The organism is Micromonospora sp. NPDC005710, assembly GCF_040630995.1.
Taxonomy (GTDB): domain Bacteria; phylum Actinomycetota; class Actinomycetes; order Mycobacteriales; family Micromonosporaceae; genus Micromonospora.
Genome location: NZ_JBEXYP010000006.1, coordinates 229063 through 255213 on the forward strand (window position 1 = coordinate 229063; position 26151 = coordinate 255213).

The 26151-nt window shown below is 72.0% G+C and carries 25 protein-coding genes and 1 riboswitch; of the genes, 11 read left to right on the top strand and 14 right to left on the bottom strand.

The features are described from left to right. Nucleotides 1-69 precede the first annotated feature (69 nt). The gene (locus tag ABZ406_RS11030; RefSeq protein WP_357758768.1) at nt 70-795 is read left to right on the top strand and encodes a DUF3800 domain-containing protein; all 726 of its coding nucleotides are present in this window, start codon (nt 70-72) and stop codon (nt 793-795) included. Nucleotides 796-945: 150 nt separating this feature from the next. Here ABZ406_RS11030 and ABZ406_RS11035 read toward each other — a convergent pair whose 3' ends face one another. Both ABZ406_RS11035 and ABZ406_RS11040 read right to left on the bottom strand, forming a co-directional pair. Continuing rightward, entirely contained in the window at nt 946-1776 is an 831-nt protein-coding gene (locus ABZ406_RS11035; RefSeq protein ID WP_357758771.1) for a cytochrome c oxidase assembly protein, read from the bottom strand. Next, nucleotides 1773-2207: a DUF2243 domain-containing protein gene (locus tag ABZ406_RS11040; protein WP_357758774.1), complete on the bottom strand. Its 435-nt coding sequence runs from the start codon at nt 2205-2207 to the stop codon at nt 1773-1775. The genes ABZ406_RS11035 and ABZ406_RS11040 overlap by 4 nt, the downstream gene beginning before the upstream one ends. 371 nt (nt 2208-2578) lie before the next feature. Between ABZ406_RS11040 and ABZ406_RS11045 the strand changes: the two genes are divergently transcribed. From ABZ406_RS11045 to ABZ406_RS11060, 4 genes are all read left to right on the top strand, one after another. Continuing rightward, a complete protein-coding gene (locus tag ABZ406_RS11045) occupies nt 2579-3841 on the top strand; it encodes a DUF2786 domain-containing protein (protein ID WP_357758776.1) in 1263 nt (420 codons plus the stop codon). A 147-nt stretch (nt 3842-3988) separates the two neighbouring features. After that, nucleotides 3989-4345 carry a YciI family protein gene (locus tag ABZ406_RS11050; RefSeq protein ID WP_357759005.1) on the top strand — a complete coding sequence of 119 codons (357 nt, stop codon included), beginning with the start codon at nt 3989-3991 and terminating at the stop codon, nt 4343-4345. After that, complete coding sequence (locus ABZ406_RS11055; protein WP_357758779.1) at nt 4342-5595, top strand: DUF6596 domain-containing protein; 1254 nt, start codon at nt 4342-4344, stop codon at nt 5593-5595. Before ABZ406_RS11050 ends, ABZ406_RS11055 begins: the two co-directional genes overlap by 4 nt. A 92-nt stretch (nt 5596-5687) precedes the next feature. After that, nucleotides 5688-6332: a class I SAM-dependent methyltransferase gene (locus ABZ406_RS11060; RefSeq protein ID WP_357758782.1), complete on the top strand. Its 645-nt coding sequence runs from the start codon at nt 5688-5690 to the stop codon at nt 6330-6332. A 57-nt stretch (nt 6333-6389) separates the two neighbouring features. Here ABZ406_RS11060 and ABZ406_RS11065 read toward each other — a convergent pair whose 3' ends face one another. The 7 genes from ABZ406_RS11065 to ABZ406_RS11095 all read right to left on the bottom strand — a co-directional run bounded on the left by ABZ406_RS11065 (nt 6390) and on the right by ABZ406_RS11095 (nt 12431). Continuing rightward, nucleotides 6390-7850: an alpha/beta hydrolase gene (locus ABZ406_RS11065; RefSeq protein ID WP_357758785.1), complete on the bottom strand. Its 1461-nt coding sequence runs from the start codon at nt 7848-7850 to the stop codon at nt 6390-6392. 122 nt (nt 7851-7972) lie between these two features. Then, nucleotides 7973-8242, bottom strand: coding sequence for a hypothetical protein (locus ABZ406_RS11070; RefSeq protein WP_357758788.1), 270 nt, complete (start codon nt 8240-8242; stop codon nt 7973-7975). Then, a complete protein-coding gene (locus ABZ406_RS11075; RefSeq protein WP_357758790.1) occupies nt 8239-8586 on the bottom strand; it encodes a helix-turn-helix domain-containing protein in 348 nt (115 codons plus the stop codon). The genes ABZ406_RS11070 and ABZ406_RS11075 overlap by 4 nt, the downstream gene beginning before the upstream one ends. A 163-nt stretch (nt 8587-8749) precedes the next feature. Next, entirely contained in the window at nt 8750-8923 is a 174-nt protein-coding gene (locus ABZ406_RS11080; RefSeq protein WP_357758793.1) for a CsbD family protein, read from the bottom strand. 75 nt (nt 8924-8998) lie between these two features. Next, on the bottom strand, nt 8999-11248 hold the full coding sequence (locus ABZ406_RS11085; protein ID WP_357758796.1) for a heavy metal translocating P-type ATPase: 2250 nt from the start codon (nt 11246-11248) through the stop codon (nt 8999-9001). A gap of 12 nt (nt 11249-11260) precedes the next feature. Next, nucleotides 11261-12208: a hypothetical protein gene (locus tag ABZ406_RS11090; RefSeq protein WP_357758799.1), complete on the bottom strand. Its 948-nt coding sequence runs from the start codon at nt 12206-12208 to the stop codon at nt 11261-11263. Nucleotides 12209-12221: 13 nt separating this feature from the next. Then, a complete protein-coding gene (locus ABZ406_RS11095; protein ID WP_357758803.1) occupies nt 12222-12431 on the bottom strand; it encodes a copper ion binding protein in 210 nt (69 codons plus the stop codon). An 88-nt stretch (nt 12432-12519) separates the two neighbouring features. On the opposite strand from ABZ406_RS11095, the gene ABZ406_RS11100 reads away from it, so the two are divergent. The 3 genes from ABZ406_RS11100 (at nt 12520) to ABZ406_RS11110 (ending at nt 15806) form a co-directional block, all read left to right on the top strand. Continuing rightward, nucleotides 12520-12816, top strand: a complete 297-nt coding sequence (locus ABZ406_RS11100) for a metal-sensitive transcriptional regulator (protein ID WP_030329541.1) — start codon at nt 12520-12522, stop codon at nt 12814-12816. 298 nt (nt 12817-13114) lie between these two features. Next, a complete protein-coding gene (locus ABZ406_RS11105) occupies nt 13115-14485 on the top strand; it encodes a YibE/F family protein (RefSeq protein WP_357758806.1) in 1371 nt (456 codons plus the stop codon). A 166-nt stretch (nt 14486-14651) separates the two neighbouring features. Then, nucleotides 14652-14782, top strand: a riboswitch (cyclic di-AMP (ydaO/yuaA leader). A gap of 4 nt (nt 14783-14786) precedes the next feature. Next, entirely contained in the window at nt 14787-15806 is a 1020-nt protein-coding gene (locus ABZ406_RS11110; RefSeq protein ID WP_357758809.1) for a hypothetical protein, read from the top strand. 57 nt (nt 15807-15863) lie between these two features. Here the strand turns inward: ABZ406_RS11110 and ABZ406_RS11115 are convergent, their stop codons facing one another. Further along, a complete protein-coding gene (locus ABZ406_RS11115; RefSeq protein ID WP_357758812.1) occupies nt 15864-16592 on the bottom strand; it encodes a carbonic anhydrase in 729 nt (242 codons plus the stop codon). A 228-nt stretch (nt 16593-16820) separates the two neighbouring features. On the opposite strand from ABZ406_RS11115, the gene ABZ406_RS11120 reads away from it, so the two are divergent. Both ABZ406_RS11120 and mycP read left to right on the top strand, forming a co-directional pair. Next, nucleotides 16821-17156, top strand: coding sequence for a MarR family winged helix-turn-helix transcriptional regulator (locus ABZ406_RS11120; protein WP_357758814.1), 336 nt, complete (start codon nt 16821-16823; stop codon nt 17154-17156). 51 nt (nt 17157-17207) lie between these two features. After that, nucleotides 17208-18437 (top strand): type VII secretion-associated serine protease mycosin, encoded by a 1230-nt coding sequence (mycP, locus tag ABZ406_RS11125; RefSeq protein ID WP_357758817.1) that lies wholly within the window; start codon nt 17208-17210, stop codon nt 18435-18437. Nucleotides 18438-18529: 92 nt separating this feature from the next. On the opposite strand, the gene ABZ406_RS11130 is transcribed toward mycP, so the two are convergent. The 3 genes from ABZ406_RS11130 to eccCa all read right to left on the bottom strand — a co-directional run bounded on the left by ABZ406_RS11130 (nt 18530) and on the right by eccCa (nt 23313). Further along, nucleotides 18530-18808 carry a WXG100 family type VII secretion target gene (locus tag ABZ406_RS11130; protein WP_088951261.1) on the bottom strand — a complete coding sequence of 93 codons (279 nt, stop codon included), beginning with the start codon at nt 18806-18808 and terminating at the stop codon, nt 18530-18532. Between the two features lie 25 nt (nt 18809-18833). Beyond that, complete coding sequence (locus ABZ406_RS11135) at nt 18834-19142, bottom strand: WXG100 family type VII secretion target (RefSeq protein WP_357758822.1); 309 nt, start codon at nt 19140-19142, stop codon at nt 18834-18836. A gap of 205 nt (nt 19143-19347) precedes the next feature. Further along, nucleotides 19348-23313 (bottom strand): type VII secretion protein EccCa, encoded by a 3966-nt coding sequence (gene eccCa, locus ABZ406_RS11140; protein ID WP_357758825.1) that lies wholly within the window; start codon nt 23311-23313, stop codon nt 19348-19350. A 165-nt stretch (nt 23314-23478) separates the two neighbouring features. Here eccCa and eccD point away from each other — a divergent pair, with 165 nt between their 5' ends. Next, entirely contained in the window at nt 23479-24876 is a 1398-nt protein-coding gene (gene eccD / locus ABZ406_RS11145) for a type VII secretion integral membrane protein EccD (protein WP_357758828.1), read from the top strand. A 19-nt stretch (nt 24877-24895) separates the two neighbouring features. On the opposite strand, the gene ABZ406_RS11150 is transcribed toward eccD, so the two are convergent. Further along, nucleotides 24896-26017 (bottom strand): type VII secretion protein EccE, encoded by a 1122-nt coding sequence (locus tag ABZ406_RS11150; RefSeq protein ID WP_357758830.1) that lies wholly within the window; start codon nt 26015-26017, stop codon nt 24896-24898. Between the last annotated feature and the right edge of the window lie 134 nt (nt 26018-26151).

Here is a 26151-nt window from a genome sequence, read left to right on the forward strand (position 1 = left end):
ACGCATCCGGATTCTCAACAGTGCGCGTCGGGGCGACCGCGGCGAGTAGCGAAGTCCTATCCTTTGCGGGTGCTGCTCACCTATCTGGACGAGTCGTACACCGACCGGTGGTACTGGATAGGCGCACTGATGGTTCCCGACACCGTGGCGATTCCGTTGAGCACCGCACTCGATGAGGTCGTGCTGAACGCGGCAAAGACCTTCGGCGTCGAGGCGAAGTCCGAGCTGCACGGGTACGACCTTTTCCAGGGGCGGGCGCACTGGAGGGGGCTGCCGCCCCGAGCCCGTATCGCCGTCTACAACGCCGCGATGAAGACCATCGGCGCGCACGACGTCACGATCATCTTGCGTGGGGTCGACCGCCTTGGTCTCACCCGCCGGTACGCCTCGCCGAAGCCTGCCCACGAGGTGGTGCTGTCGCATCTGCTGGAGCGTGTTGACGGTTATGCCGCGATGCGCCAGCAACTGGCTCTGGTCATCGCCGACGAGGTGGACAATCCGTCGACCCATCGCTCTGACCTGAGCCGGTACCGCGTTGATGGCACCGGAGGTTATCGATCACGACGGCTCACCCGGATCGTCGACACGTTGCACTTCGCCCCGTCGCACGCCTCGCGGCTGGTGCAGGCCGTGGATCTGGTGACCTTCCTCTACCGCCGGATGGCCAACGGCACGGGTCACGATCCACGTGAGGCGACGGCTAACGAGAAGCTGTGGTCCTGGGTCGACAAGCGGTGTTACCACTCATGGTGCTGGTCTCCCACGGCCCGCCAGATGCACGAAGGGCCCGCGTGAGCGGGCCCTAAGGCGGCTGCGGGAACCCTCGACGAGAGCCTCCTGCATCACCCAGGTTAGCAGTGGCCTGTGTGCCACGCACGAACCACGACAGTGTTGATCAAGAGGTTTGCGTCAAGGAATCGTGCTCCGCTGACGCAAACCTCTTGATCAACGGAGACGGGCGGCGGGTGGGCGGGAGGGGGACGGACGGGGGCGGGTCGGGCGGGGGCGGTTTGAGTGGTACCAGGTGGCGAAGAGGGCTGTTGCCAGGAGAAGCTCGGCCAGGTCGCCGCCGTAGTACATGAGCTGGGCGGCGGAGCGAAACGCTTCCGGGTCCCGGTCGGTGAGGCCGGGCGGGAGGGTTTCGGCCTGGGCGTACAGGTACTTGGCCAGCACGGTGTGGCCGGCCGACGCGGCGAGTAACGCGCCGACGCGTACCGCCAGTCCCGGGCGGCGCGGCGCGGGGTCCGGTCCGACCAAGGACCAGGCGAGGAGGTACCCGGCGGCCAGGTAGTGCAGGTGCACGGCGTGGTGCAGGACTGGTTGCCGTTCGGCCGCCGCATAAAGCGGGGTCAGCAGTACCAACGCCAGGCCGCCGGTGCTCAGCAGCGCGGCGGTGACCGGATGGGCGAGCAGGTGCAGCGGGCGGGCGCGCAGCAGCCGGCCGACGGTCCGGCGTGCCGGCTGTGGAGCGACCCGCAGCAGCAGCGTCACCGGGGCGGCGAGGACCAACCCCAGCGGGGCGAACATGCCGAGGAGCAGGTGCTGCGCCATGTGCCCGCGCGGGTCGTCGGGGAGTGGGGTCAGCGGCCCGACGGCGACGGCAAGCAGGGCGCAGCCGGCCAGCCAGGAAACGGTGCGCCGGTGGTCCCAGCCTCGCGGGTCCCGCACGGCGGCGAGCACGTAGCCGCACGCCAACACCGCGACCGGGAGCAGCGGGAACCAGGTCGGCCCGGCCGCGCCGTGCCCGGCGTGCGCCAGCGGCACGGCCACCGTCATCGGGGGCCGGTGCGGGCCCGGGCCCGCCACAGCACAGCCACGCCGGCCAGCAGCAGCACCGCGCCGGCCACGTTCCAGACCACGTCGTACGGCACCAGGTGTACGCCGTAACGGATCTGGTGCAGCCGGAGCACCTTGTGGTCGACGAGCCCGTCGAAGAGTTGGAAGCCTCCGGCGCCGAGCAGGAAGCCGCCCCAGGCCAGCCGGCTCGACAGTGCACGTCGCCGTCGCAGGTCGGCGAACCAGAAGAACCCGCCGACCAGGGCGATCACCTCGGCCGCGTGCAGCAGGCCGTCCGAGAGAAGCGCCACCGCCGGGGTGGAGCGGTCGTAGAAGTGGTGCCAGGCGAGCAGTTGGTGAAAGACGATCTCGTCCACCGCGGCCATGATCGCGATGCCGATCAGGATGCCGACGAGAATGGAGGAGCGCACGTCGGAAGTGCGTGGACGTGGCAGACGCAGATTGGCCACCACACACCTCACTTCCGCGTTCGGCTGTCCTCAAAATACTCCAAACTGGAAGAACCACGCCGTCGAAGGCGACGAGGGACGCCCGCGTGGGCGTGATCGACACGAGTTTCATGAAATTGGGGCGTCCGGCCGCATGGGATACCGCGACTTCCGGGAAGCCGTGTTGATCAAGGCCGCGCGCAAGGCCGGGCGCAAGGCCGCGCGGAAAGGCCGGACGCAAGGCCGCGCGAAAGGCCGCGCGATGTCCCCGTTTGGCGACTCCCGGCCCCCACGCGGCATGATCATGGTGCCTGGAGGGGCAGCGACATCCAGATCCCGAGGAGGAGGTGCCCGTGCCGGACGCTGACGAACTCGTCGCCAACGCGCTCGCGGCGGTGCGCGGCACTGACGTACGGCAGGCCGAACGGCAGCTGGACCACCTGATGGTCGGCACCGGCGCCGCGGACGGCACCACGGCGGTGGACGCCGCGCTGCTGCGTCGCCTGGTCCGCGGCCTGGGCCGGCTCTGGCCGCGCGGTTGGCAGCCGGTCGACGTGGACCGGATCACCGGTCGGCGCCTCGACGCCCGCGCGGCCCGGCTGGTCCGCGCCGCGATGGCCGTGCAGCGGCGCGACCAGGCCGAGCCGGTCCCGGCCTGGTGGGACGACCAGCTGCGCGAGTTGCCGGCCACCGAGGCAGGTGCCGACCGGGGTGTGCTGACTGGCTGGGCCGGCCGGGAGGGCCTGGACCGGGCCGACGCGCTCCGCGTGGCAGTGGACACTCTCGCGCTCGTGGAGAGCCTGCCGCCGATCGCGGTGCTGCGCCCACCGCCGGGTACGAGTGGCGCGGCGCTGCCCCGCACGGCCGGCACGGCGCGCAGCGGGTCGCCGATGTTGGACCGGGTACGGGCGCTCCTGGCCAAGGCCGAGTCGACCACCTTCCCGGCCGAGGCCGAGGCGCTGACCGGGAAGGCCCAGGAGCTGATCGCCCGGCACAGCATCGACGAGGCGCTGCTGGCTGCCGGGTCGGAGCGCGGGGACCTGCCTGGCGGGGTACGCCTGAGCACCGACACCCCGTACGCGGGCGCGAAGGCGCTGCTGGTGCAGGAGGTGGCGGCGGCGAACCGGTGCGAGGCGGTCTGGTCCGACGATCTCGGCTTCGCGACGGTGCTGGGCTGGCCGGCGGATCTGGTGGCGGTGGAGTTGCTCTACACGTCGCTGCTGGTCCAGGCCACGGCGGCGATGCTGCGGGGGCGCGCCGAGCGGCGGCCGGGTTCGGGGCGGCGGACGAAGGTCTGGGACGAGTCCTTCCTCAACGCGTTCGCGCTGCGGATCGGCGAGCGGTTGCGGGCGGCAACCGAGGCGGCAACCGAGGCGGCAGACCGGGCGTCGGCCGAGACGGCCGGGGCGGATCGGCTGTTGCCGGTGCTCGCGGCGCGGGGTGAGGCGGTCCGGGAGCGGCTCGACACACTCTTTCCCGGCGTCACCCGACACCGGCTCAGCGTGCGCGACGCGGACGGCTGGTCGTCCGGCACGTCGGCAGCCGACCGGGCGTCGCTGGACGTCGGGGGTGGCCGCAAGCCCCGACAGGTTCAGGGCCGACCCGATCCGCGCTGATCCCCCCGGCGTGGGAGCACCCCCGCCGGCCGTTTCTGCGATTTTCTTCGGTACGCGGTAGGGATCGGGGGAACGGCTCCGACCCTCCGGCGAGTCGCGCCCCGCTCGGGGTGCGACCAGAGCACGAGGAGCATCGCCGTGAAGTACATGCTGCTGATCTGGAACCGGCCCGGCTTCACCGAGGAGCTGAGCGAGCAGGTCCGTACCGCCCTTTTCGGTGACGTCGACGAGATCATGAAGGAGCTGACGGAGACCGGCGAGCTGATCGGCGGCCAGGCGTTGGCGGATCCGTCGCAGACGTCGACGGTCCGGCTGGTGGACGGCAACCCCGAGATCCTCGACGGCCCGTTCATGGAGAGCAAGGAGCAGTTCGCCGGTTACCTGGCCGTCGACTGCGACAGCCCGCAGCGGGCCGCCGAGATCGCCGCCCGGTGGCCGGATGTCCGGTACGGCGGAGTGATGGAGGTCCGCCCGATCATGGACGGGGCCGGGACGGAGATGTGACGGCGGACCGGACGGTCGAGGATCTGCTGCGCACGTTCGCGCCGCAGGTCCTCGGCCTGCTGGTCCGCCGGCACGGACAGTTCGACAGGTGCGAGGACGCGGTCCAGGAGGCGCTGCTCGCCGCGGCGACACAGTGGCCCGGCCAGGGCGTACCGGACAGTCCGCGCGCCTGGTTGCTCACGGTGGCCACCCGCCGGCTCACCGACGAGTGGCGCAGCGACAGCGCGCGCCGGGACCGCGAGCTGGCGGTGGCGCGGCGCGAGCCGGCGTACGCCGGGGTGGCGCCAGCGGCGGACGCGGAGCCGGCCGTCGCGGCCGACGACGACACCCTCACGCTGCTGTTTCTCTGCTGTCACCCGGCGCTGCCCGGGTCGGCGCAGGTGGCGCTGACCCTGCGAGCGGTGGGCGGTCTCAGCACCGCCCAGATCGCCCGCGCGCACCTGGTGCCGGAGGCGACGATGAGTCAGCGGATCCGCCGGGCCAAGCAGCGGGTCGAGGCCGCGGGTGCCCGCTTCACCATGCCCGGGCCGGCCGAGCGGGACGAGCGGCTGGGAACGGTTCTGCGGGTGCTCTATTTGATCTTCAACGAGGGCTACACCGCGTCCAGTGGCACTGACCTTCGCCGGGCCACGCTCACCGGCGAGGCGATCCGGCTGACTCGCGTACTGCGCGGGCTGTTGCCCGACGACGGCGAGGTGACCGGGCTGTTGGCGCTGATGCTGCTGACCGACGCGCACCGGGCGGCCCGGGTGGGGCCGGACGGGGAGTTGGTGCCGCTGGCCGAGCAGGACCGTTCCCGGTGGGACGCCGCCGCGATCGCCGAGGGGGTCGCGCTGATCACCGAGGCGTTGACCTGGTCGCCGCCCGGTCCGTACCAGCTTCAGGCGGCGATCGCCGCTGTGCACGCCGAGGCGTCGTCGGCGGCGGAGACGGACTGGCGGCAGATCGTCGCGCTCTACCGACTGTTGGCCCGGATCGCACCGAATCCGATGGTCACCCTCAACCAGGCGGTGGCGGTGGCCATGGTCGACGGGCCCCGGGCCGGGCTGGCCCTGCTCACGCCGTTGGACGCCGACGAACGCACTGCCGGGCACCACCGACTCGCCGCCGTCCGGGCTCATCTGTTGGAGCTGGCCGGGGACGTCGGCGCGGCGCGGGACGCGTACCTGGCTTCGGCGCGGGGCACCACGAGCCGGCCCGAGCAGCGTTACCTGGAGGTGCGGGCGGCCCGGCTGACCGGGCAGGGGTGAGGAACATCTTCTTGCCGTTCTGGCAACATTCTTTGCGCATCTGATCGGTGCCCGGTCACAGTCGTTGGCGACGCGCGAAGGAGCAGGCACAGATGACCGAGCAGCACGAGTTCGACAAGGACTACTGGGAGCGGCACTGGCACCAGACGGGACACGACCGCCCCGGTGCGATGAGCACGAGTACCGCGCACCCGTACCTGGCCCGGGAGGCCGGGGGCCTGGTTCCGGGTACGGCGTTGGACGCCGGGTGCGGCGCCGGCGCGGAGGCGATCTGGCTCGCAACCCGGGGCTGGCAGGTCACCGCCGTCGACATCGCACCCGTCGCCCTCGCCCGGGCCGCTGAACGCGCGGCGGAGAGCGGGCTCTCCGACCGTGTGCGGTGGGTGGAGGCGGACCTGACGGCCTGGGCTCCGGAGACACGGTTCGACCTGGTCACGACGCACTACGCGCACCCGGCGATGCCGCAGTTGGCCTTCTACGACCGCGTCGCCGGGTGGGTGGCTCCTGGCGGCACCCTTCTGATCGTCGGTCACCTGCACATCTCGGGCGCCACCGAGCAGGGGCACGGGCACGGGCACCACCAGCCCGACGAGGCGACAGTCACCCTCGCGGACATCACCGCCGGCCTGGACAGCGCCACCTGGGAGATCAGCACCGCCGAGGAGCACCGCCGCACGATGCCGGGCCGCGAGGTCCCGCTGCACGACGTGGTCGTCCGCGCGGTCAGACGTCGCTGAGCACACCGCTGCCGGCCGTCGGGCGACCCCGGACCACCCGACGGCCGGCAGCGACCCTCACACCTCCGGTTCGACGGCCGGGCAGCTGGCGCCGCGAGTCGGCACCACCTTGTCGATCAGGTAGGAGTCGACGGCTCGTTGCACGCACACGCTGCTGCTGTAGCTGCCGTGCCCCCACCCCTGGTAGGTGAGCAGCACGCCGTGCCGGCCCAACTGTCGTGCCACGTTGCGCGCCCAGCCGTAGCCGCTGGCCGGGTCGTGCACTGTGGCGGCGAGCAGCACCGGCACGTCGGTGTGGACCCGTAGCCGATGCTGCGGGTTCGCCACCGGCGCCGGGGTGCCCAGGCAGGTGACGAGCGCGAACAGCGCCGGCGGGTACCGCAGGTCCGGCGCGAGCCGGGCCGCCCGGCGCAGGTGTCCGTCGTACTCCCGGTAGTCACGGACCGGCAGGCTCCAGTCCTGACAGAAGACCGCGAAGGGGTACGGAGCCACTGCCTCGTCCGCCAGCGGACGCAAGCCCAGCGTGGTGTCCGTGCCCTCCAGCCGGATGATCCACCTGGCCAGCTCCGGCCACCGCCAGGTGTCGTAGAGCGCCTTGTGGGCGAGGCGGCTCAACTCGAACGGGGCGAGCGCGGCCCCGCCCCGGTCCGGGTCGGTGAGCGAGCCTCGCTCGGCCCGGGCGTGCAGCCCCGCCCACCTGGCCCGGACGTCGCTCCCGTGCAGGACGCAGTCGACCGAGCGGGCGCACCAGGCCAGGAACTCGTCGAACGCGCCCTCCGCGGTGACGGCCTGGCTGTCGAGGAAGGCACGGGTGCCGACGCTGTGGTCCATCGTGGCCTCCAGCACCATGGCTCGGACCCGGTCGGGGTACAGCTCGGCGTACCGCTGCCCGAGCACTGTGCCGTATGAGCTGCCGTGGAAGGTGAGCTGCCGCTCGCCGAGCGCGACACGAACCGCGTCCAGGTCACGGGCGGCGCTCGTGGTGTCCACGTGGTCGTAGAGCGCCCCGGTGCGGGCCCGGCAGTCGGCGCGCAGCAACGCGTTGTTGGCGAGCACGGCGTCGAACTGGGCCTGGTCGGCGATCACCTGTGGCTGCCGGGCGAGCAGCGCCCGGGCGCAGACCACCGGGTGGCTGCCGCCGGTGCCCCGGGGGTCGAAACTGACGATGTCGAACCGGGCACGCAGGTCGGCACTGAACCGGGAGCTGCCGTTCACCACCCGGTCGACCCCACTGTCGCCCGGTCCGCCGGGACCGAAGACGAGTGCGCCTTCCCGGGTGGCCGGGTCGGCGACGCGGCGGGCCACCGACAGGTCGAAGCGCTCACCCAGGGGTCGGTTCCAGTCCACCGGCAGCGACAGGGTGCCGCACTCGGCGGCGGTGTCCGCGGCGCAGGGCCGCCAGTCGATCGTCGGGCCGGGCCGTGGTTGGGCGGCGGCCGGGCTCGCCGGGGTCAGGCCGGCGGTCGTCAGGGCCAGGGCGACCGCCCAGCCGACTGCTGATTTGCGTACGCGCAGCATGAGGTGCTGTCCTCTTCTCGAAGGAGCGTTGCCGGTGAACTCGCCCACTGGGCGAGGTGATGCTGCTTCCACCCGGGCCGTCGAGTAGCCGCTCGACGGCCCGGGGTCTCTCGTCCGCCGGGTCAGTCGACCTCGCGCAGGACGCGTTCGAGCGTGGTCATCCGGGTCTCCATGCCGCCCAGCCGGCCGTCCATCGCCGCGAGCAGTCGGGTGTTCTCGGCCTGGGCCTGAGCGGCCGTCTCGGCGAGCCGGCGGTAGTCGTCGCTGCGGGCCGCCTCGTAGCGGGCCCGGCGGGTCTTGGCGAGCTGGACGACGCTCACCGTGACCACGCTGATCAGGAAGCCGAAGATGCCGATCGCGCCGACCACCTCGGTCCAGTCGTGGTCGCTCATCGCTCTGCTCCCGGCTGTTCGCCCGAGTCGGGCACTGTGAGCGTCTCGACCGCCGCCGCGATGACAGCGGGGGTGAGTGTGAACACGAACGGCTCCACCTCGTAGTAGTTCATGGCCTTCCCGTCCTCCGACAACTCCAGGCGGGCGGTGACCAGCCCGGCCGCCGCCAGCTTCCGTAGGTGGACCTGCAACAGCGCCCGGCTGATGCCCAGTTGCCGGGCCAGCCCGCTGACGTACGCACGCTCGCGGGCCAGCGCGGCGACGACCCGCAGTCGGTGCGGGTTGGCCAGGGTGGCCAGCACCCGGACCAGGTCGTCGCCGGTCGGCGGTGGAGCGGTGCTCATAACCAGCCCTTGCACATGCCAAGGAAAGTTAGCAGGTGTCGGCGCGCGGCGGTGCGGCACGGAACCGGAATCAGGGGGATCTCAGGGTTGTCGCAAAGGGCCGGACACACAGCACGCCGGGCCGGTGATGATCACCGGCCCGGCGTGCGGGTTACGTCGTACGTCAGCTCTTGAAGGCGTCCTTGATCTTCTCGCCAGCCTGCTTGAGCTTGGCCTTGGACTGGTCAGCGCGACCCTCCGCCTCAAGCTGCTCGTCGTCGGTGGCCCGACCGGCGCCTTCCTTCAGCTTGCCGGTCGCGTCCTCGGTGGCGTTGTTGATCTTGTCGTCGAGTCCCATTGCCAACCTCCATTGCAAGCGTCGCTAACGACCACAGAGGTACCCCCGGCGTCGCCAGTCCAACCATTACCCTCGTCACAGATCGGCGGCGGCCGGACGAAAGCGACGCAGACGCAGGCTGTTGGCCACCACGAAGACCGAGGACAGCGCCATCGTGGCGCCGGCGATCATCGGGTTGAGCAGCCCGGCGGCGGCCAGCGGCAGGGCCGCCACGTTGTAGCCGAACGCCCAGAACAGGTTGCCCCGGATGATGCCGAGCGTGCGCCGGGACAACCGGATGGCATCCACCACGGCGGCCAGGTCGCCCCGCACGAGGGTGAGGTCGGCCGCCTCGATCGCCACGTCGGTGCCAGTGCCCATCGCCAACCCCAGGTCGGCCTGGGCCAGCGCCGGGGCGTCGTTGACCCCGTCACCGACCATCGCCACCGATCGCCCCTCGGCCTGGAGCCGCTTGATCACGTCGACCTTACCGGCGGGCAGCACCTCGGCGATCACCTCGTCCACGCCCACCTCGTCGGCCACCGCGCGAGCCACAGTGATGTTGTCCCCGGTCAGCAGGACCGGGGTCAGCCCCAGCCCACGCAGCCGGGCCACCGCCGCCCGGCTGGTCGGCCGGACCACGTCGGCGACAGCGAGCACGCCCCGGGCCAGCCCGTCCCACCCGGCGACGATCGCCGTGCGGCCGGCGGCCTCCGCGTCGCGCACCGCCCACTCGACCTCCGGGGGTACGTCGAACTCGCGCTCGCGCAGCAGCCGGACCCGGCCGACAAGCAGGGCCCGCCCGTCGACGGTGCCGGTCACTCCCAGCCCGTCGAGGTTGCCGAAGGCGGTCACCGGGGGCAGCGGGCCCGCGTCGGCGGCAGCAGCGGCGGCGACCGCACGGGCGATCGGATGCTCGGAGGCGGCCTCCACCGCGCCGGCGAGCCGGAGCAGCTCGGCACTGTCCACACCGCTGACCGGCACCACGTCCACCAGAGTCATCCGGCCGGTCGTCACGGTGCCGGTCTTGTCGAGCACCACGGTGTCCACCCGGCGGGTCGACTCCAGCACCTCCGGGCCCTTGATCAGCACGCCGAGCTGGGCACCCCGACCGGTGCCGACGAGCAGCGCGGTCGGAGTGGCCAGGCCGAGCGCGCAGGGACAGGCGATGATCAGCACGGCCACGGCGGCGGTGAACGCGGCGGTTGGACCGGCCCCGGTGCCGAGCCACCAGCCGAGCGTGCCGACGGCGAGGGTGATGACGATCGGCACGAACACCCCGGAGATCCGGTCCGCCAGCCGCTGGACCGCCGCCTTGCCGCTCTGCGCCTGCTCGACCAGGTCGGCCATCCGGGCGAGCTGGGTGTCCGCGCCGACCCGGGTGGCAGTGACGATCAGCCGTCCGCCCGCGTTGATCGTGGCACCGACCACGCCGTCTCCCGGCGCGACCTCGACCGGCACCGACTCACCGGTGAGCATGCTGGCGTCGACAGCGGAGGTGCCCTCGTCGACCACCCCGTCGGTGGCGATCTTCTCCCCGGGGCGGACCACGAACCGGTCCCCGACGGTGAGCCGGTCCACCGGGATCAGGGTCTCCACGCCGTCCCGCAGCACCGCCACGTCCTTGGCCCCCAGGTCGAGCAGGGCCCGCAGGGCGGCACCGGCGGTCCGCTTGGACCGGGCCTCGAAGTAGCGCCCGGCCAGGATGAACACGGTGACCCCGGCGGCCGCCTCCAGGTAGATGTTGCCGGCACCGTCGGTCCGGGTGATGGCGAACCGGAACGGGTGCGTCATGCCGGGCATCCCCGCGTCACCGAGGAAGAGCGCCCAGAGCGACCAGCCGAACGCGGCCAGGGTGCCGAGCGACACGAGCGTGTCCATGGTGGCCGCGCCGTGCCGCAGGTTCGTCCAGGCGGCCCGGTGGAACGGCAGCCCACCCCAGACCACCACCGGAGCGGCCAGGGTCAGCGACAACCACTGCCAGTAGTCGAACTGCCAGGCCGGGACCATCGCCAGCAGGACCACCGGCACGCTCAGGGCCACCGAGACCCAGAGCCGGGTACGCGGACCGCGCAGCGGGTCCACCGGCGGCTCCGCGCTGGGCGGGGCCGGAAGCGCCGCCGTGTAACCGGTCTTCTGGACGGTCTCGATCAGGTCGTCCGGGGTGACGCCGTCGACGTACCGGACGGTCGCCTTCTCGGTGGCGTAGTTGACGGTGGCGCTCACCCCGTCCATCCGGTTGAGCTTCTTCTCGACCCGGGCGGCGCAGGCGGCGCAGGTCATCCCGCCGATCGCCAGTTCGATCCGGTTCGGCGCCTCGGGCAGCGGTCTGCTGGTGGTGGTCATCGTCTGGTCCCGTCAGTCGTGTCCGTGCCCGGGGGTGCCGTGGTCGGCCCCGCCGGTCGGTGCGGGCCCGTTCGGGGTGGGGGTGTCTCTGCTCGGAGCAGTGCCGGCGACAACCGTGAACTCGGCGGTGTGCACCCGCCCGCCGTGCCGGAAGTCGAGGTAGATGCGGTAGCTGCCGGCCGAGGGCACCTCGGCGAGGAATGTGACGGCCGGTCCGGGCCGGGTACGCCCGTCGCCGGGCACCCCGTCCGGGTGCACGTGCAGGTACGCCAGATCACCGCGGCGCAACGCCACCAGGTGCCCGTACGCGCCCAGGTAGGGCTCCAGGTCGGTGACCGGCTGCCCGTTCCGGCTGACGGTCAGGGTCAGCGGCGACGTGCGGCCGGGCTGCGGCGCACCGGCCAGGGTGACCGTGTAACCGTCGACGGTGGTGCTCGTCGCCGGGGCGGGCAACTGCCGCTCGGTCAGCTCGCCGGGGACCGTCACGTCCACGCCGAGAGTCAGCGGCTCACCCCCGGTCGGGGTGAAGTCGGCGAACGCGCGCCACTGCCCGGGCCCGCTCAGCGGGGTGTCGACCCGCCAGGTGCCGTCCGGGGCCAGCTCGGGGTGCACGTGACGGAAGCCGGAGAGGTCCCGTCGGGCGACGATCAGGTGCATCTGCTTGTCGTGCGCCACCTCGTACCGGGTGACCGGGCGCCCGTCCGGGCCGGCGATCCGGAAGGCGAACTCGCCGGCCCGGGTCTCGACGGGGTCGAGGGTGTAGCCGCGCTCGGAGACGAGCAGCCCGCCGGGGAGCCGGTCGGAGGTGCCGTTGCGCTCGTCAGTCGGCGGGGTGGTGACGTGGTCGTGCCGGCTGTCGGCGGCCGGGGCGGTGTCGACGACCCGGCCGACCCCGTAGGTCGCGCCGAAGACGGCAGCCAGGCCGACCGCGAACCCGGCCAGTCTCGTCACGGTACGCACGCCGGCCCCCCGATCACGCGTCGACGAGGTCGTAGCCGGCCTCGTCGACGGCGGCCCGGACCACAGCGGTCTCCAGCGGCTGGTCGCTGCTGACGGTGACCCGGCCGGCGGCGAGGTCGACCTGGACGTCCCGCACGCCCGCGATGGCGCCGACCTCGGTGCTCACCGCGCTGACGCAGTGCCCACAGGTCATGCCCTGCACCTGGTACGTCGTGTTGACCATCGAACGTCTCCCTTACCGGTACCGGGTGGGGGTATCCCACCGGACACGACCGTACCATACCCCCTGGGGGTACGCTATCCTGGTCGACATGACCGCACCCACCCCGATCCGTGGATACACCGCCAGCAAGGACCAACTGCTCGCGCGGCTCCGCCGCGTCGAGGGCCAGGTCCGGGGCATCGAAAAGATGGTCGACGACGACCGTTACTGCATCGACGTGCTCACCCAGATCTCCGCGATCCAGGCCGCCCTCGACAAGGTCGCGCTCGGGCTGCTCGACGGGCACGCCCGGCACTGCATGCACGAGGGTGCCGCCGAGGGTCGGGCCGACGAGATGGCCACCGAGATGATGGCGGCGGTCGGTCGGCTCATGAAGCGCGGCTGACCGCCCGGGCCGCCACGCGGTCGGTGCGGGTACCCGACACTCCGCCACGACCGGCGACCCCCAGGTCGGCTGGTTAGCATCTCCCACGATGACCTCCCGTATGCCGCCGCACAGCCGGGCACCGGCGCCCCCACGCCATGGCGTCGCCCCCGGCCGACCCGGCTGGGCACTGACCGTCCGTGATCAATGGGCCATCAGGCAGCGATCCGACCCACCGTTCGCCGCGTTTCCACAGCGACCGGTGAACCGTCCGGCCCGCTGACCCGTACCCCGCACCGGATCGTTGGGAGTTTCCACCTTGGCCGCCGACCACAGTCATCCCGCGCCGTCCGCCCCACCACGGGTGCGACGGATCCTCGTCGTGACCGTGGTCCCCCTCTTCGTCGCCACAGTGCTCGCGGCAGTGCTGCTGTGGCCGCGCGGCGGGGCACCGCAGACCGACGGTGGTGCGGACGTGCCGCGCTACCCCGGCACTGTCACCCGGGTGGTGAGCGAGCCGTGCCCGCCGGCGCCGTCCGCACCCGAGGGCACCCCGAGGATCGGCGACGGCCGGTGCGGCACCGTCGACGTCCGGGTGGACGACGGACCAACCGCCGGCCAACAGGTACGCACACCGGTGCCCGACGGACCGGGCGCACCGCGGGTCGCCGTCGGCGACGAGGTCATCCTGGTCGAGCTGACCGACCCCACCGACCCGACCACGAGCAACTGGAACATCGCCGAGCACCAACGCGGCACCCCGATGGTGTGGCTTGCGGTGGTCTTCGCGGCAGCGATCGTCGCGTTCGGCAGGTGGCGAGGTCTGGCCGCGCTCGCCGGCCTGGCCGCCAGCTTCGCCATCCTGCTCACGTTCGTGCTGCCGGGCATCAGCGCCGGCCGGTCACCACTGCTGGTGGCGGTGGTGGGCGCGGCTCTGATCATGTTCGTGGTGCTCTACCTGACGCACGGGGTCACCGCACAGACCTCGGTCGCGGTGCTCGGCACCCTGGGCAGCCTGGTGCTGACCGGTGTGCTCGCCACCATCGCCACTGCCGCGACCCACCTCACCGGCTTCGGCAGCGAGGACGCCACCACCCTGTCGATGTTCCAGGGCGACGTGGACCTGCACGGCCTGCTGCTCGCCGGCATCATCATCGGATCACTCGGGGTGCTGGACGACGTGACAGTCACCCAGGCGGCGACAGTCACCGAGCTGGCGAACGCCAACCCCGGGCTGACCCGGTTGCAGCTGTACCGGGCGGCCACCCGGGTCGGCCGCGCGCACATCGCCTCCACTGTCAACACCATCGTGCTGGCGTACGCCGGCGCGTCGCTGCCCCTGCTGCTCCTGCTCACCGCCGACTCGCGGCCGATCGGGCAGATCCTGACGAGTGAATTCCTCGCACAGGAGATCGTCCGCAGCGCTGTCGCCACCCTCGGTCTGATCGCCGCCGTACCACTGACGACCGGACTGGCCGCCGTGGTGACCGCCGCCGGTCGGATCGATGCCGCACCGTCCGTCGACGCTCCCGCGCCCCGGCCCCAGCCGGACCGCACCGAGGCACTCGCCGCACTCAGCTCACCGCGCACGACCGGCTCCGACGAGCCGGGCCGGACGCGGACCGCACCCCCACCCGAGGCCACCGACAGGTGGCCGGAGTCGAACAGGAGCACGGATACGGCATGGTGACACTCCTCAGCGTGACCAGATCGGGCATCCACCCTGAGAACCGCGTCACTGGTCACTCAACGCTATGGCGAAATGACGCTTTTGGTCGGCATCCAGGCGTAGCTGACCCGGTCGACTCTCGGGTAACCTCGCTGCCGGTCACCGATGAAGGCGCGAAGCGGCGCCTGCGGTGCCACCGCCCAATCGCCAACCGGCGAGCCGGGGACCCAGGTACCTGGGGTGAATCCGCGTCAGCGGTAGGGGCCACTTCCGCCCCGAACCCGTCAGCTAACCCGGTCGGCGGTCGACGGAAGGGAACATTGTGACGGCACCCCTACGCCGCTGGATGACACCCGTGGTGGCCGCGATCGCCGCACTCACAGTGCTCGCCGGGCCGCTCCCGGCGCACGCCGCCCCGACGAACCCCACACCGTCCGGGCATGAGGAGGACGGCGAGCCCAAGCTACTCAACGACGTCATCGAACAGGCCAACCGCGACTACTCCGCCGCCAAGTCCAAGTTGGACAAGTCCAAGAAGCGGCAGGGCGAGTTGGCGGCGGAGGTCAACCGGGCCAAGGCCGACCTGGACGCGTTGGCCCCGCAGGTCGGGCAGATCGCCGCCCAGGCGTACCGGACCGGCCGGATCGGCGCGGTCGCGATGCTGCTGGAGAGCGATGCGCCCGACTCGTTCGTTCAACGCGCCGGGATGCTCGACGAGATGAACATGGTCAACGAGAAGAAGCTCGCCGAGGTCAACGTCGTGAAGGCCCGCGCCGAGCAGGCCAAGTTGGCGCTCGACACCGAGGTCCGCGAGCAGCAGAAGCAGACCGCCCTGATGGCCAAGCGGAAGAGCGAGGCCGACAAGGCGCTCTCCCTCGTCGGCGGGAAGGGCTTCACCGGCGGCCTGGTGGACGCCACCTCCAAGGTCGCGAAGATCGGCCCGGGTCGCAGTGCCGACGGTGACTGGAAGCCCCAGTCGTGCAGCGAGAACGACCCCACCACGTCCGGCTGCGTCACGCCGCGCACGCTGCACGCGTACAAGGAGGTCAAGGCGGCCGGCTTCAACCGGTTCGTCGGCTGCTACCGCTCCGGCGGGCCGTGGGAGCACCCGAAGGGCCGCGCCTGCGACTGGTCGCTCCAGAAGAGCGGCTTCGCCCCCTGGCACAACGTGGACACCCGGACGTACGGCAACAACGTGGCCGCGTTCCTCATCCGTAACGCCGACCGGCTCGGCATCTACTACGTGATCTGGAACCGGCAGATCTGGTTCCCGGCCACCGGCTGGAGTTCGTACAGCGGGCCGTCGAACCACACCGACCACGTGCACATGTCGCTGCTCTGACCCCGCACGATTCCCGTCGAGGGCCGTTCCGCGTCACGCGGAGCGGCCCTCGTCGCGTCAGACGGTGGCCGGCGCGGCCGGGTCGGTGGACCCGGTCGGCGTGTCGAGCGTCGCGAAGCCAGCCGGCACGGCGGCCACCGGGCGCACCGCTCCGGCGGCCAGCCGGTAGGACACCCCCACCACCGCGCACCGCCCCTGCGCCACCTCGTCGGCCAGCACCGGGGACTGGCTGAGCAACGTCTCGACGGTCTGCGCGATGTGGATGTCGACGATGCCGTCGATGTCGTCCACGCCTTCGGCCTCGGCCCGGCGCAGGCTGGGCAGCACAGCGTCGACCACCGCGCGCAGATGGCCACTGGGTGCGGTACCGGTCGAGGCGGACTCCCGGGCCGCCTGCACCGCACCACACGAGTCGTGGCCGAGCACCACCACGAGCGGGGTGCCGAGCACTGTCACCGCGTACTCGACGCTGCCAAGGACCTCGGGGCCGGCCGTGTGCCCGGCGGTGCGGACCACGAACAGGTCGCCCAGCCCCCGGTCGAAGATGATCTCGGCAGCCAGCCGGGAGTCCGAGCAGCCGACGATCACCGCGAACGGGTGCTGCCCGTCGGCCACGGCGGCCCGGCGCCCAGCGTCCTGGTTGGGGTGGCGGGGAGCGCCATCGACGAAGCGGTTGTTGCCGGCGACAAGTTCGGCGTACGCCCGGGTCGGCTCGCTGAGCAGTGACGCCCGGTCGGTGGTCCGCTGCGCACCCGGCTGACCGCCGACGCTCCCGGTAGAACTCATCAGGCACCTCGTCTCGACGCATCTGTGCCCTGGTCAAGCCCACTTTCCGCCAGCCGGGCGGTGGGCGCTGGCGCGGGCTCCACCGTCACACGCACGGTAAGATGCGTCAAGGGATGCGTGATTTAGATTTCATACGTTGACGTTGGCCACCCCCTGGACGTACGTCCCCGGGCAGTGCGGACAAGACTCTCGCCAAGGCAGGCGGACATCCGGGAAGGCGGTCCCACGATGGCGAGCACAGTGACGGGCGACACCGGCAGCGGGCGGAACTGGACGTTCCTCACCAATCACGGGCACGTCCTGCTGGCCATCGCCCGCGATCCGACCGCCCGGCTGCGCGACGTCGCGGCCGAGGTCGGCGTGACCGAACGGGCCGCTCAGGCGATCGTCGCCGACCTGGAAGCGGGCGGTTACCTGCACCGCACCCGGGTCGGGCGACGCAACGAGTACACCCTCAACCCGGCCGGCCGGTTCCGGCACCCCGCCGAGGCCGACCGGCAGGTCGGCGACCTGCTCGCACTGTTCGCGGACACTCCCACCACGAAGACGTCCCCGGGCGCCTGACCGGGCGTCACCGGGACCGCTGCGCGACCGTCACGGCGCTAACCTGTGTAGGTGCGCGAATGCCCGCCGATGAGCGCGACCCCGTCCCGCCGCGTCCTCCGCGGCGTCCTCAGTGGAGCGCTGGCGGCTCTGCTCGGCACCGGTCTGGTCGCCCCCTCCCCCGCGACCGCCGCGCCACCCCTCTGCGGCCCCGACGGCGTCGACAGACTGACCCAGACGCCGTGGGCGCTCCGCCGGCTGGAGCCGTCCTCGGCCTGGCCGTTGTCCCGGGGCTCCGGGGTCATCGTCGCCGTCATCGACTCCGGAGTCTCCGCCGCCCACCCACTGCTCAAGGGGCAGGTGCTCGAGGGCCGCGACTTCAACGGCCTGCCCGCCCGACAGGGCCAGTGCGACGAAGCAGGGCACGGCACGCTCATCGCCGGCATCATCGCCGGCCGCGAGGGCACCGTCGTCCCCTTCAGCGGCATCGCCCCGGGCGCCCGCATCCTGCCGATCCGGGTCCTGCCAAAGCTCGGCGAGGTCAACAACCCGCAGCTCCCCGCGCAGATCGCGGCAGCCATCGACTGGGCTGTCGCCCAGGGCGCCGACGTGATCAACCTGTCCCTGACCACGATTCCCCGCCCCGAACTGACGGCGGCCGTCGAACGCGCGCTGGCCAACGGGGTGGTGCTCGTCGCCGCCGCGGGCAACCGGTCGGAAAACTCGCAGAACCTGCCGGGATACCCCGCCGCGTACCCCGGCGTGATCGCTGTCGGCGGGGTGGACGAGCAGGGCGGCCACGTCGGCACGTCGATCAGCGGCGACTACGTCGACATCGCCGCACCAGGCATGAACATCGTCGGGCCGGCGCCCGGAAACACCGGCTACCGCACCGTGCCGGAGGGCGGCACCAGCTACGCCGCCGCGTACGTCTCGGGGGTGGCCGCGCTGGTCCGGGCCGCCTACCCGGGTCTCAACCCGCAGCAGGTAGCGGATCGGCTGAAACGCACCGCGGACAACCCGCCGCAGGGTCAGAACGCCGACATCGGCCACGGGATGGTCAACCCGTACCGGGCGGTCTCCAGCCTGCTCGGCACCCGGGCGAACCCGCCCGCCGACGCGCTCCCGGCACCGGTCGTGCGGGACGACCCGCTGAGCTGGCAGCGCCAGGCCGCGATCTGGGCGGCGGTCATCGGCGCTCTGCTCGCCGGGCTACTGCTGATGGCACGACCGGTCATGGCCCTGGGTCGCCGACGCGACTGGCGCCCCGGCCGACACACCGACGCACCGACCGCCGGCTGACAGCCGCGCACCGCGACCTGCTGCCGACGCCAACCCCGACACAGAGCGGCTCCGGGCCGGGCGAACCGGACCGGAGCCGCCGTGCGAATGCCTCAGCCCCACACCTTGGAGTTGCTCATCTCCGTGGTGAGGTAGTTTTCGCGGGCGATGCCCACGGCACCGCCGATCTCGTTCAGGATCCGGTTGATGTCCTGGACCGCCGCATCCCACTTCGCCTGGTGCTGCTCGTAGGCAACCCGGTCCTCGCCGTCCCAGTGGAGCTTGGTCAGCATCGACCGCAGCGTGTCGAGCTTTTCCTCAAGCGTCTTCGAGATGGCCTGCATCTGCTGGTTGCTGCTCTCGAGGACCGCATAGTCAACTTTGATCGTCACGATTTCCTCCTCTGCCGGTAGCGGATCACGGGTTGAGAGCAGAGTGGAACTTGTCCAGCATCTGCTGCTGATCCTGGTCGTTGACCTCGTGCGTCGTACCCGACTTGTCGAGCAGGTCGGCGATGTTGTCCATCGCCGTCAGCAGCTTGCTCGTGTCTTCGCTCCAGCGCGTCATCAGCGACTGGAAGCCCGTGGACGCCTGGCCCTTCCACGCGATGGCCAGGTCATCGACCACGTTCCACAGCTTCTTCAGCTCGCCGTCGACCTCGCTGCGCGTGGACCGCACGTCACTCGCGGCGGTATGCAGAGTCGCAGCTTCGACCTCGAACGCCATGCTTCACACCCTTCCGTCTGTTGTGGTGGCGGCTTCGCCGCACCGTCCCCCGCGGCAAGGCAGCAACACCCCACCGACGGACACTCCTGAGGAGACGGTAGCGGAACCTGTCCAGCCCTCGCAGCCCTGACCGGCGACGTTCGATGGATGGTGGTGAATCGGGCCGACGCGGCCCACCACCCTCCTACCGAACGGCCGACCGTGCTCAGGCCGGATCGGACCACGCCGTCTGAATCAGCTGCTGACCGTCGCGGCGACGAACCAGGGTGCCCCGGCCGGGCGGTTGCGGGCTCGGTCGCAGCGTGCCGAAGACCGCACCCTCCTCCCGGTTGCCGGACATCAGCAGGCCCGGCGAGTCCAGCTCGCGCAGCCGTTGCAGCACCGGCTCGTAGAGCGCCCTGGACACACCGCCGACCCGGCGCGCGACGATCAGGTGCAGACCGATGTCGCGGGCCTGCGGCAACAGCTCCTGCAGAGCGCTCAGCGGGTTGCTGCCACCGGAGGCGACCAGGTCGTAGTCGTCCACCAGGATGTACAGATCCGGGCCCTTCCACCAGCTCCGGTCCCGCAACTGGGCGGTGGTCACGTCCGGGCCGGGCAGCCGGTTGGAGAGCGCGCTCCGGATCGACCCGAGCCCCTTCGCGAAGGCCTGGTTCGACGGGGCGTAGTCGAGCAGGTGGTCACCCTCCACCGCACCCAGCAGGCCACGCCGGTAGTCGGCGATCACCAACCGGGCCTGCGCCGGGGTGTACCGCTCGGTGATGCCCCGGGCGATCAACCGCAGCAGGTTCGTCTTGCCGCACTCCGCGTCACCGAAGACCGTCAGGTGCGGCTCGTTGGCCAGGTCCAGGTAGACAGGCGCGAGCGCCGACTCGTTGACACCGATCGGCAGCCCCGGCGCCGACCTGTCGATGATCCGGGCCAGCTCCGCCACCGGCAGCCGACGCGGCAGCAACCGCACCTTCGGCGCCGGTCGACCCGGCCAGTTCGACGCCACGTGCCCGGCCAGGGACAGCGAAGCCTCACTCAGATCCTCGATGTCACGGCGACCGTCGATCCGCGAGATGGCGGTGAGGAAGTGCAGCTTGTCCCGCGTCAGGCCCCGACCGGGCGACTTCTCCGGCACGTTGTTGGCGGCGCGACGGTCGATCTCGGACTCCGACGCGTCACCCAGACGCAGCTCCAACTTGGTGCCGAGCAGATCCCGCATGTTGATCCGGATCTCCGCCCACCGCACGGCGGTGAGCACCACGTGCACACCGAAGCCGAGGCCCCGGTTGGCCAACGTGGTGATCGTCTGCTCCAGCTCCTCGTACTCCTGGCGCACCGTGTTCCACCCGTCCACCACCAGGAACACGTCGCCGAACGGGTCGTCCGCGAACTCGCCGGCGGCCCGTCGACGGCGGTAGCTCGCCACCGAGTCGATGCCGTGCTGGGCGAAACGACCCTCCCGCTCGTCCAGCACGGCGACCACCTCGGCCACCGTCCGGCGAACCGCCTCGACGTCGCGCCGACCGGCCACCCCGGCCACATGCGGCAACCGCTCCATGCTGCGCAACGCGCCCCCGCCGAAGTCCAGGCAGAAGAACTGCACCTCCCGCGGCGTGTGCGTCAGCGCCATCGAGGCCAGCAGCGTACGGAGCATCGTGCTCTTGCCACTCAGCGACCGACCGACGATGACCACATTGCCGCCGGCCCCCGCCAGCTCGACCATCATCGGGTCCCGGCGCTGCTCGTAGGGGCGGTCCACGACACCGACCGGCACTGTCAGTCGCCCCCGCCCGGGCCAGGACGCGGTGCACAGGCCGTAGGTCGGGTCGACCGCCAGCGGGCCGAGCAACTCCCCCAGACCCGGCGGGTCGGCCAACGGCGGCAGCCACACCTGGTGAGCCGGGCGACCCCGGCCCCTGAGCTGGTCGATCAGTACGTCGAGCATCGCCACGGCCTTGCCGTCGGCCGGCTGCTCCGGCTCCGGGGCGGTGTCCACCGGCACCTGCGGGACCTGCACCGGCACGAAGTCGAGGCCGTACGGCACGATCCGCCGCTGCACGAGCGCCTGCGACGCGGAGGCCTGCTGCCCCGGCGCCCGGTACGCCCCCGACACGTACGCGGCCCGGAACCGCAGCATGGTGCTGGTGTCCGTCTTCAGGTAGCCGTGGCCAGGGGCGTTCGGCAGCTCGTACGCGTCCGGTACGCCGAGCACGATCCGGCTCTCCACGGCGGAGAACGTCCGCAGACCGATCCGGTACGACAGGTGCGTGTCGAGGCCGCGCAGCTTGCCCTCCTCGAGGCGCTGGCTGGCAAGCAGCAGGTGCACACCGAGGGATCGGCCCAACCGGCCGATCATCACGAACAGGTCGATGAAGTCCGGTTTGGCGGCGAGCAGCTCGCTGAACTCGTCACAGATGATCAACAGGCTGGGCATCGGCGCGAGCGGCTCACCGGCCGAGCGCGCCTTCTCGTACTCGAAACGGGAGACGTAGTTGCCGGCCGCCCGCAGCAGCTCCTGCCGGCGCACCATCTCACCGGCGAGCGCGTCGCGCATCCGGTCGACGAGCGGCAGCTCGTCGGCCAGGTTGGTGATCACAGCGCTGGTGTGCGGCAGCGCCTCCAGTGAGGCGAAGGTCGCGCCGCCCTTGAAGTCCACCAGGACGAAGTTCAGTTCCTCCGACGAGTGGGTCACCGCCAACGCGGCCACCACCGTACGCAGCAGCTCGCTCTTGCCGGAGCCGGTCGCGCCGATCACCAGACCGTGCGGACCCATGCCCTCGTGTGCCGACTCCTTGAAGTCGAGCTCGACCACGTTGCCGTCGGGGCCCACGCCGAGTGGGATGCGCAGCCGGTCGCGGTGGCCTCGCGGGCGCCACGTGTTCTGCACGTCCACCGCCGCCGCGTCACCGACGCCGAGGAGGTCCGGCAGTTCCGTGCTGCGGGCCAGCGGCTCGTCGCCGCCGGTCTGCTGCTGGGACAGCCGGAACGGGGCGATCTGTCGGGCCAGCCCCTCGGCGGCCTCGGCGCTGAGCTGGTCGGGTCGACCCAGCGGCGACGACGAGCCGCCCCGGACCAGGTCGAGCGAGCTTCCGTCACCCACGTCGAGGCAGAGCAGCCAGCGACCGGCGTCACGCGGCACCGTCCCGGACAGGTCGATCACCGTGGCACCGAGCAGCCCCGGGCCCACCAGTTGGCAGGTCGGTGAGATCTCCCCACCGTCGATCACCACGATCAGGTGTGGCGCGGTGGTGAGCGGCTTGGCCTCCGGCGCGAACCGTGGCCGCCCGGCCAACTCGGCGGCGAGCGACGCCTCGGCCTCGGCCAGGCTGGCGAAGACCAGCCGGCGCGCGCCGGCAGCGTCCGTACGACCGCTGTGGTGGGCGTGCGGCAGCCACTTCACCCAGCCCCAGGACGCCTGCCGGTCGGGTGCGGCGACCACAGCGATCACCAGGTCGTCCGGGGCGTGGAAGGTGGCCAGCTGCCCCAACGCGGCCCGGGTCAGGTCGAGCACCGGCTCCCGGTCGCCGCGTAGCACCACCCGGCTGAACGCGCGCACCGACAGCGCGGTCGGCAGGTCGGGCACCGTGGAGTGCGCCCGGACGAACCGGCGAAGCGCGATGGCGCTCATCGGCTCCAGGTCCTCCACCGGCTTCGTCTCCGGTGGAACGATCTCCACGGCGAGCCGCTGCGGGCCGAGCGCGATCCGGGTCTCGCCGAAGTCGTCCTCGGTGATCCGCCGCTCCCAGAGTCGCCGGGACGCGGCGATCGACCAGAGCGCGTCGGGCTCCGGGTGCCGCCAGCCCATCGCGGCACGCTGCTGCTCGGCGGCACGCCTGGTGCGCTTGCGCATCTGCGCCAGGTAGCGCATGTAGTCGCGGCGATCGGCGTTCAGCTCCGCCTTGTCCTTGCCGCCGTTGTTGGCGAGCGAACCGATCGCCATGCCGAGCATCGACACACCGAACAGGCCACCGGCGACATAGGTCATCGTGCCGGCGCCCTTGCCGGCGTAGAGGAACGCCATGGCACCGACCCCGCAGAACATCGGCAGGATCATGAGCAGCTGCCCAATCCCACGGGGCGTCGGCTCGGGCAGCTCGGGCGGCGATTCCAGCAGCACCTCACCGCGCGGCAGGGCCGGTCCCGGCTGACGTGGAAGCCGGCGGAACACCACAGTGCTCACGGCTGTCTCCTCCCCAGAAGCGGCCCTGATGACGTGCGGTCCGCGGAACACCGCACGCGGGTGGGCATCGTACGTGCCGTCATCGTAGGTAATCTGCCGTGTGCGCGGTGGACCCGGCCGCAGCATCACAGCCAGCCGATCACGGACGCACACCTGGAGGCCACTGTGGCGACGAAGACGGCGACCGGTGGTCTGAGCCGGATCACCATCGTGGCTCCGCGTACCCGGATGGATCTGGCACTGCCATCGGACGTGCCGCTGGCCGACCTGCTGCCCACCCTGCTGCGCTACGCCGGTGAGGACATGGCCGACGAGGGTGCCCGGCACGGCGGTTGGTCACTGTCCCGATTGGGCGGTGCGCCGCTCGACGGTGGTCGTACCGCGGCGCAGCTCAGCGTCCGTGACGGTGAGGTGCTCTACTTCAACCCGCGCTCCGACGCCGCTCCGGAGATCGTCTTCGACGACGTGGTGGACGCGGTCGCCACCGCCACCAACCAGCGCCCCGGCGCCTGGCAGGTCGGCGCCACCCGTACCTTCGCGGTGGTGTTCGCGGCGGCGGCGCTCGGCGCCGGCGCGCTGGCCGTCCTCTTCGCCGGCCCGCCACACCTGCCCGGCGCGTTGGCCGCGCTCCTTGTCGCGGTGGCGCTGTTGGTGGGCGCCGCGGTGCTGTCCAGGGCCGCCGGGGACAGCGGCATCGGTGCGGTGCTGGCAGTGGTCGGCCTGGTGTACGCGGCCACCGGCGGCCTGTTGCTGCTCGCCGGCGACCGACCGCTCACCGAACTGGCCAGTCCGCACGTCCTGCTCGCGGCGACCGCCGCGGTGGTGGCCGGCGCGGTCGCCGTGCTGGCGGTCGGCGACAGGTACCCGCTCTTCTTCGCCGCCATCGGCGTGGCGGCCGCGACCGGCCTGGGCGCGATGCTCTGCCTGGTCCTCGGCCTCGACGCGGCGGCCTCCGGGGCGGTCATCGCGGCTGTCGCGTTCGGCGTGGTGCCGGCGCTGCCGATGATGGCCTACCGGCTGGCCCGGCTGCCGGTGCCGTCGATCCCTACCGGTCCGGAGGACCTGAAGACCGACAGCGAGTCGGTCGACGGCCGGCAGGTGCTCCAGCAGAGTGAGCGCGCCGACGAGTTCCTCACCGGTCTGCTGTGGACGGTGTCGCTGCTGGTGCTGGGGGCGCAGCTCGTGCTGGCCCTGGACGGGCGCCTGCCCGCCGTGTTGCTGTGCCTGGTGCTGGCCCTGCTGGCGCTGCTGCGGGCACGGCCCCTCCTGGGTCGGGCCCAGCGCACCCCGGTGCTGCTGGTCGGCACCCTGGGCCTCGGCCTGACCGCCGCGACCACCTTCGCCGGCGGGTCGCTGCCGGTCCGGCTCGGCCTGATCCTCGGCGGGCTGGTGCTGGCCGCCGTGATCAGTCTGATCTACGGCCTGACCGTCGCCGGCAAGCGCATCTCGCCGGTCTGGGGTCGCCTGCTCGACATCGCCGAGATCCTGCTCATCGTCGCGCTGGTGCCGCTCGCCTTCTGGGTCTGCGGCCTCTACGGCTGGATCGTCAACCTGCGACCGTGACCCCGCTTCGGCGCGCCGGTCAGCGCGACCGCAGACCGGTGGAGGCTCCCAGCGCCGACGCGACCGGAGCGGTGGCGTAGACGCCCGGAGCATGCTGCCCGTCCATCGGCCGGGTGGGCGCGCCGGTCCGCTCGGCCACCTCGCGGACCACCTTGACAAGCGCCTCGACGTGGTTGTCCATCGCCGCGACCCGCAGCAGCGGTGCCGCCACCCGACCGTCCGCCGAGACGGTCACGGCCACCGTGTGCGACGGCGCCGAGGTCGCGGTGATCGCGTCGACAAGCGTGCCGAGCGGCGCGTCGGAGCGGCCCCGCAGCGCCATGCAACGGTGCGTCCAGCCGCCGCCGCGCAGCCCACGCCAGCTCTCCGTCGGCGCCTCGGGCACCAGGTCCAGACCGGCGGCCGAGACGATCGCCGCGCGTAGTTCCTCACGACCCAACGGGCGATGGGCCAACCCCGCGGAGGTGAGCGCCTTGCCGAGCCGGCCGATCCCGGCCGCCACCGTCCGGTGCACGCCGGTCAGCCCGCCACCACGGCTCACCGCCTCGACCCGGGCGTCCCGGACGGTGAGCCGCACCGCCACCCAGACGGTCCGGTGCGCCGCCGGTGGCGCACCGGGCGCCGGATACCAGACCAGCGTGTGTGCGACGACCTGGGCCCGGGAGACCGGGGCGCTGAAGTCCGTCAGCACCCGCAGCGCGCGATCCACCGCCGCGGCGTCGACGGAGCCGACCGCCGCGCCGGTGGCGGACTGCAGGGCGACGGCGGCGAACCAGCCCTGGTCGTCCCGCCCGATGCCGAGCCGGGTGCCACGGTCGGTCAACTCGATGACACTCAACTCGGGCGCGAGCGCAGCCAACCGCGGGTCGGTAGCGGTGTCGCCGGCCAGCGCGGCCGACGCGCGCTCACCGCGTCGCCGCAGCCGTCGACGCAGCAGCAGGTCCTCGAACCACCAGCGGCCACCGCGCCGCGCGAAGGCCGCCAGGACGATCAGCAGCGCCGCCACGCCCGCCACGGCGAGCACCCATACGGGTCCGGCGGTGGCGGCCCAGACACCGACCACGCACAGCTCCAGCACGACGAGCTGCCCCACCAACACCGGACCGACCCGTCCACGGCCGGGCCGCTCAGCAGGGGGCATCTGTCGGGTCGGACCGTCGACAGGGTCCGTGACCGCTCGGGCGGGTGGCGCCTGAACCTGCGTCATCGCTGACTGTCCCTCCTGCACGGTACGACTCTGCGCCGGGTCTCCTCCGGTGCCGGCCCCGAGCGGTG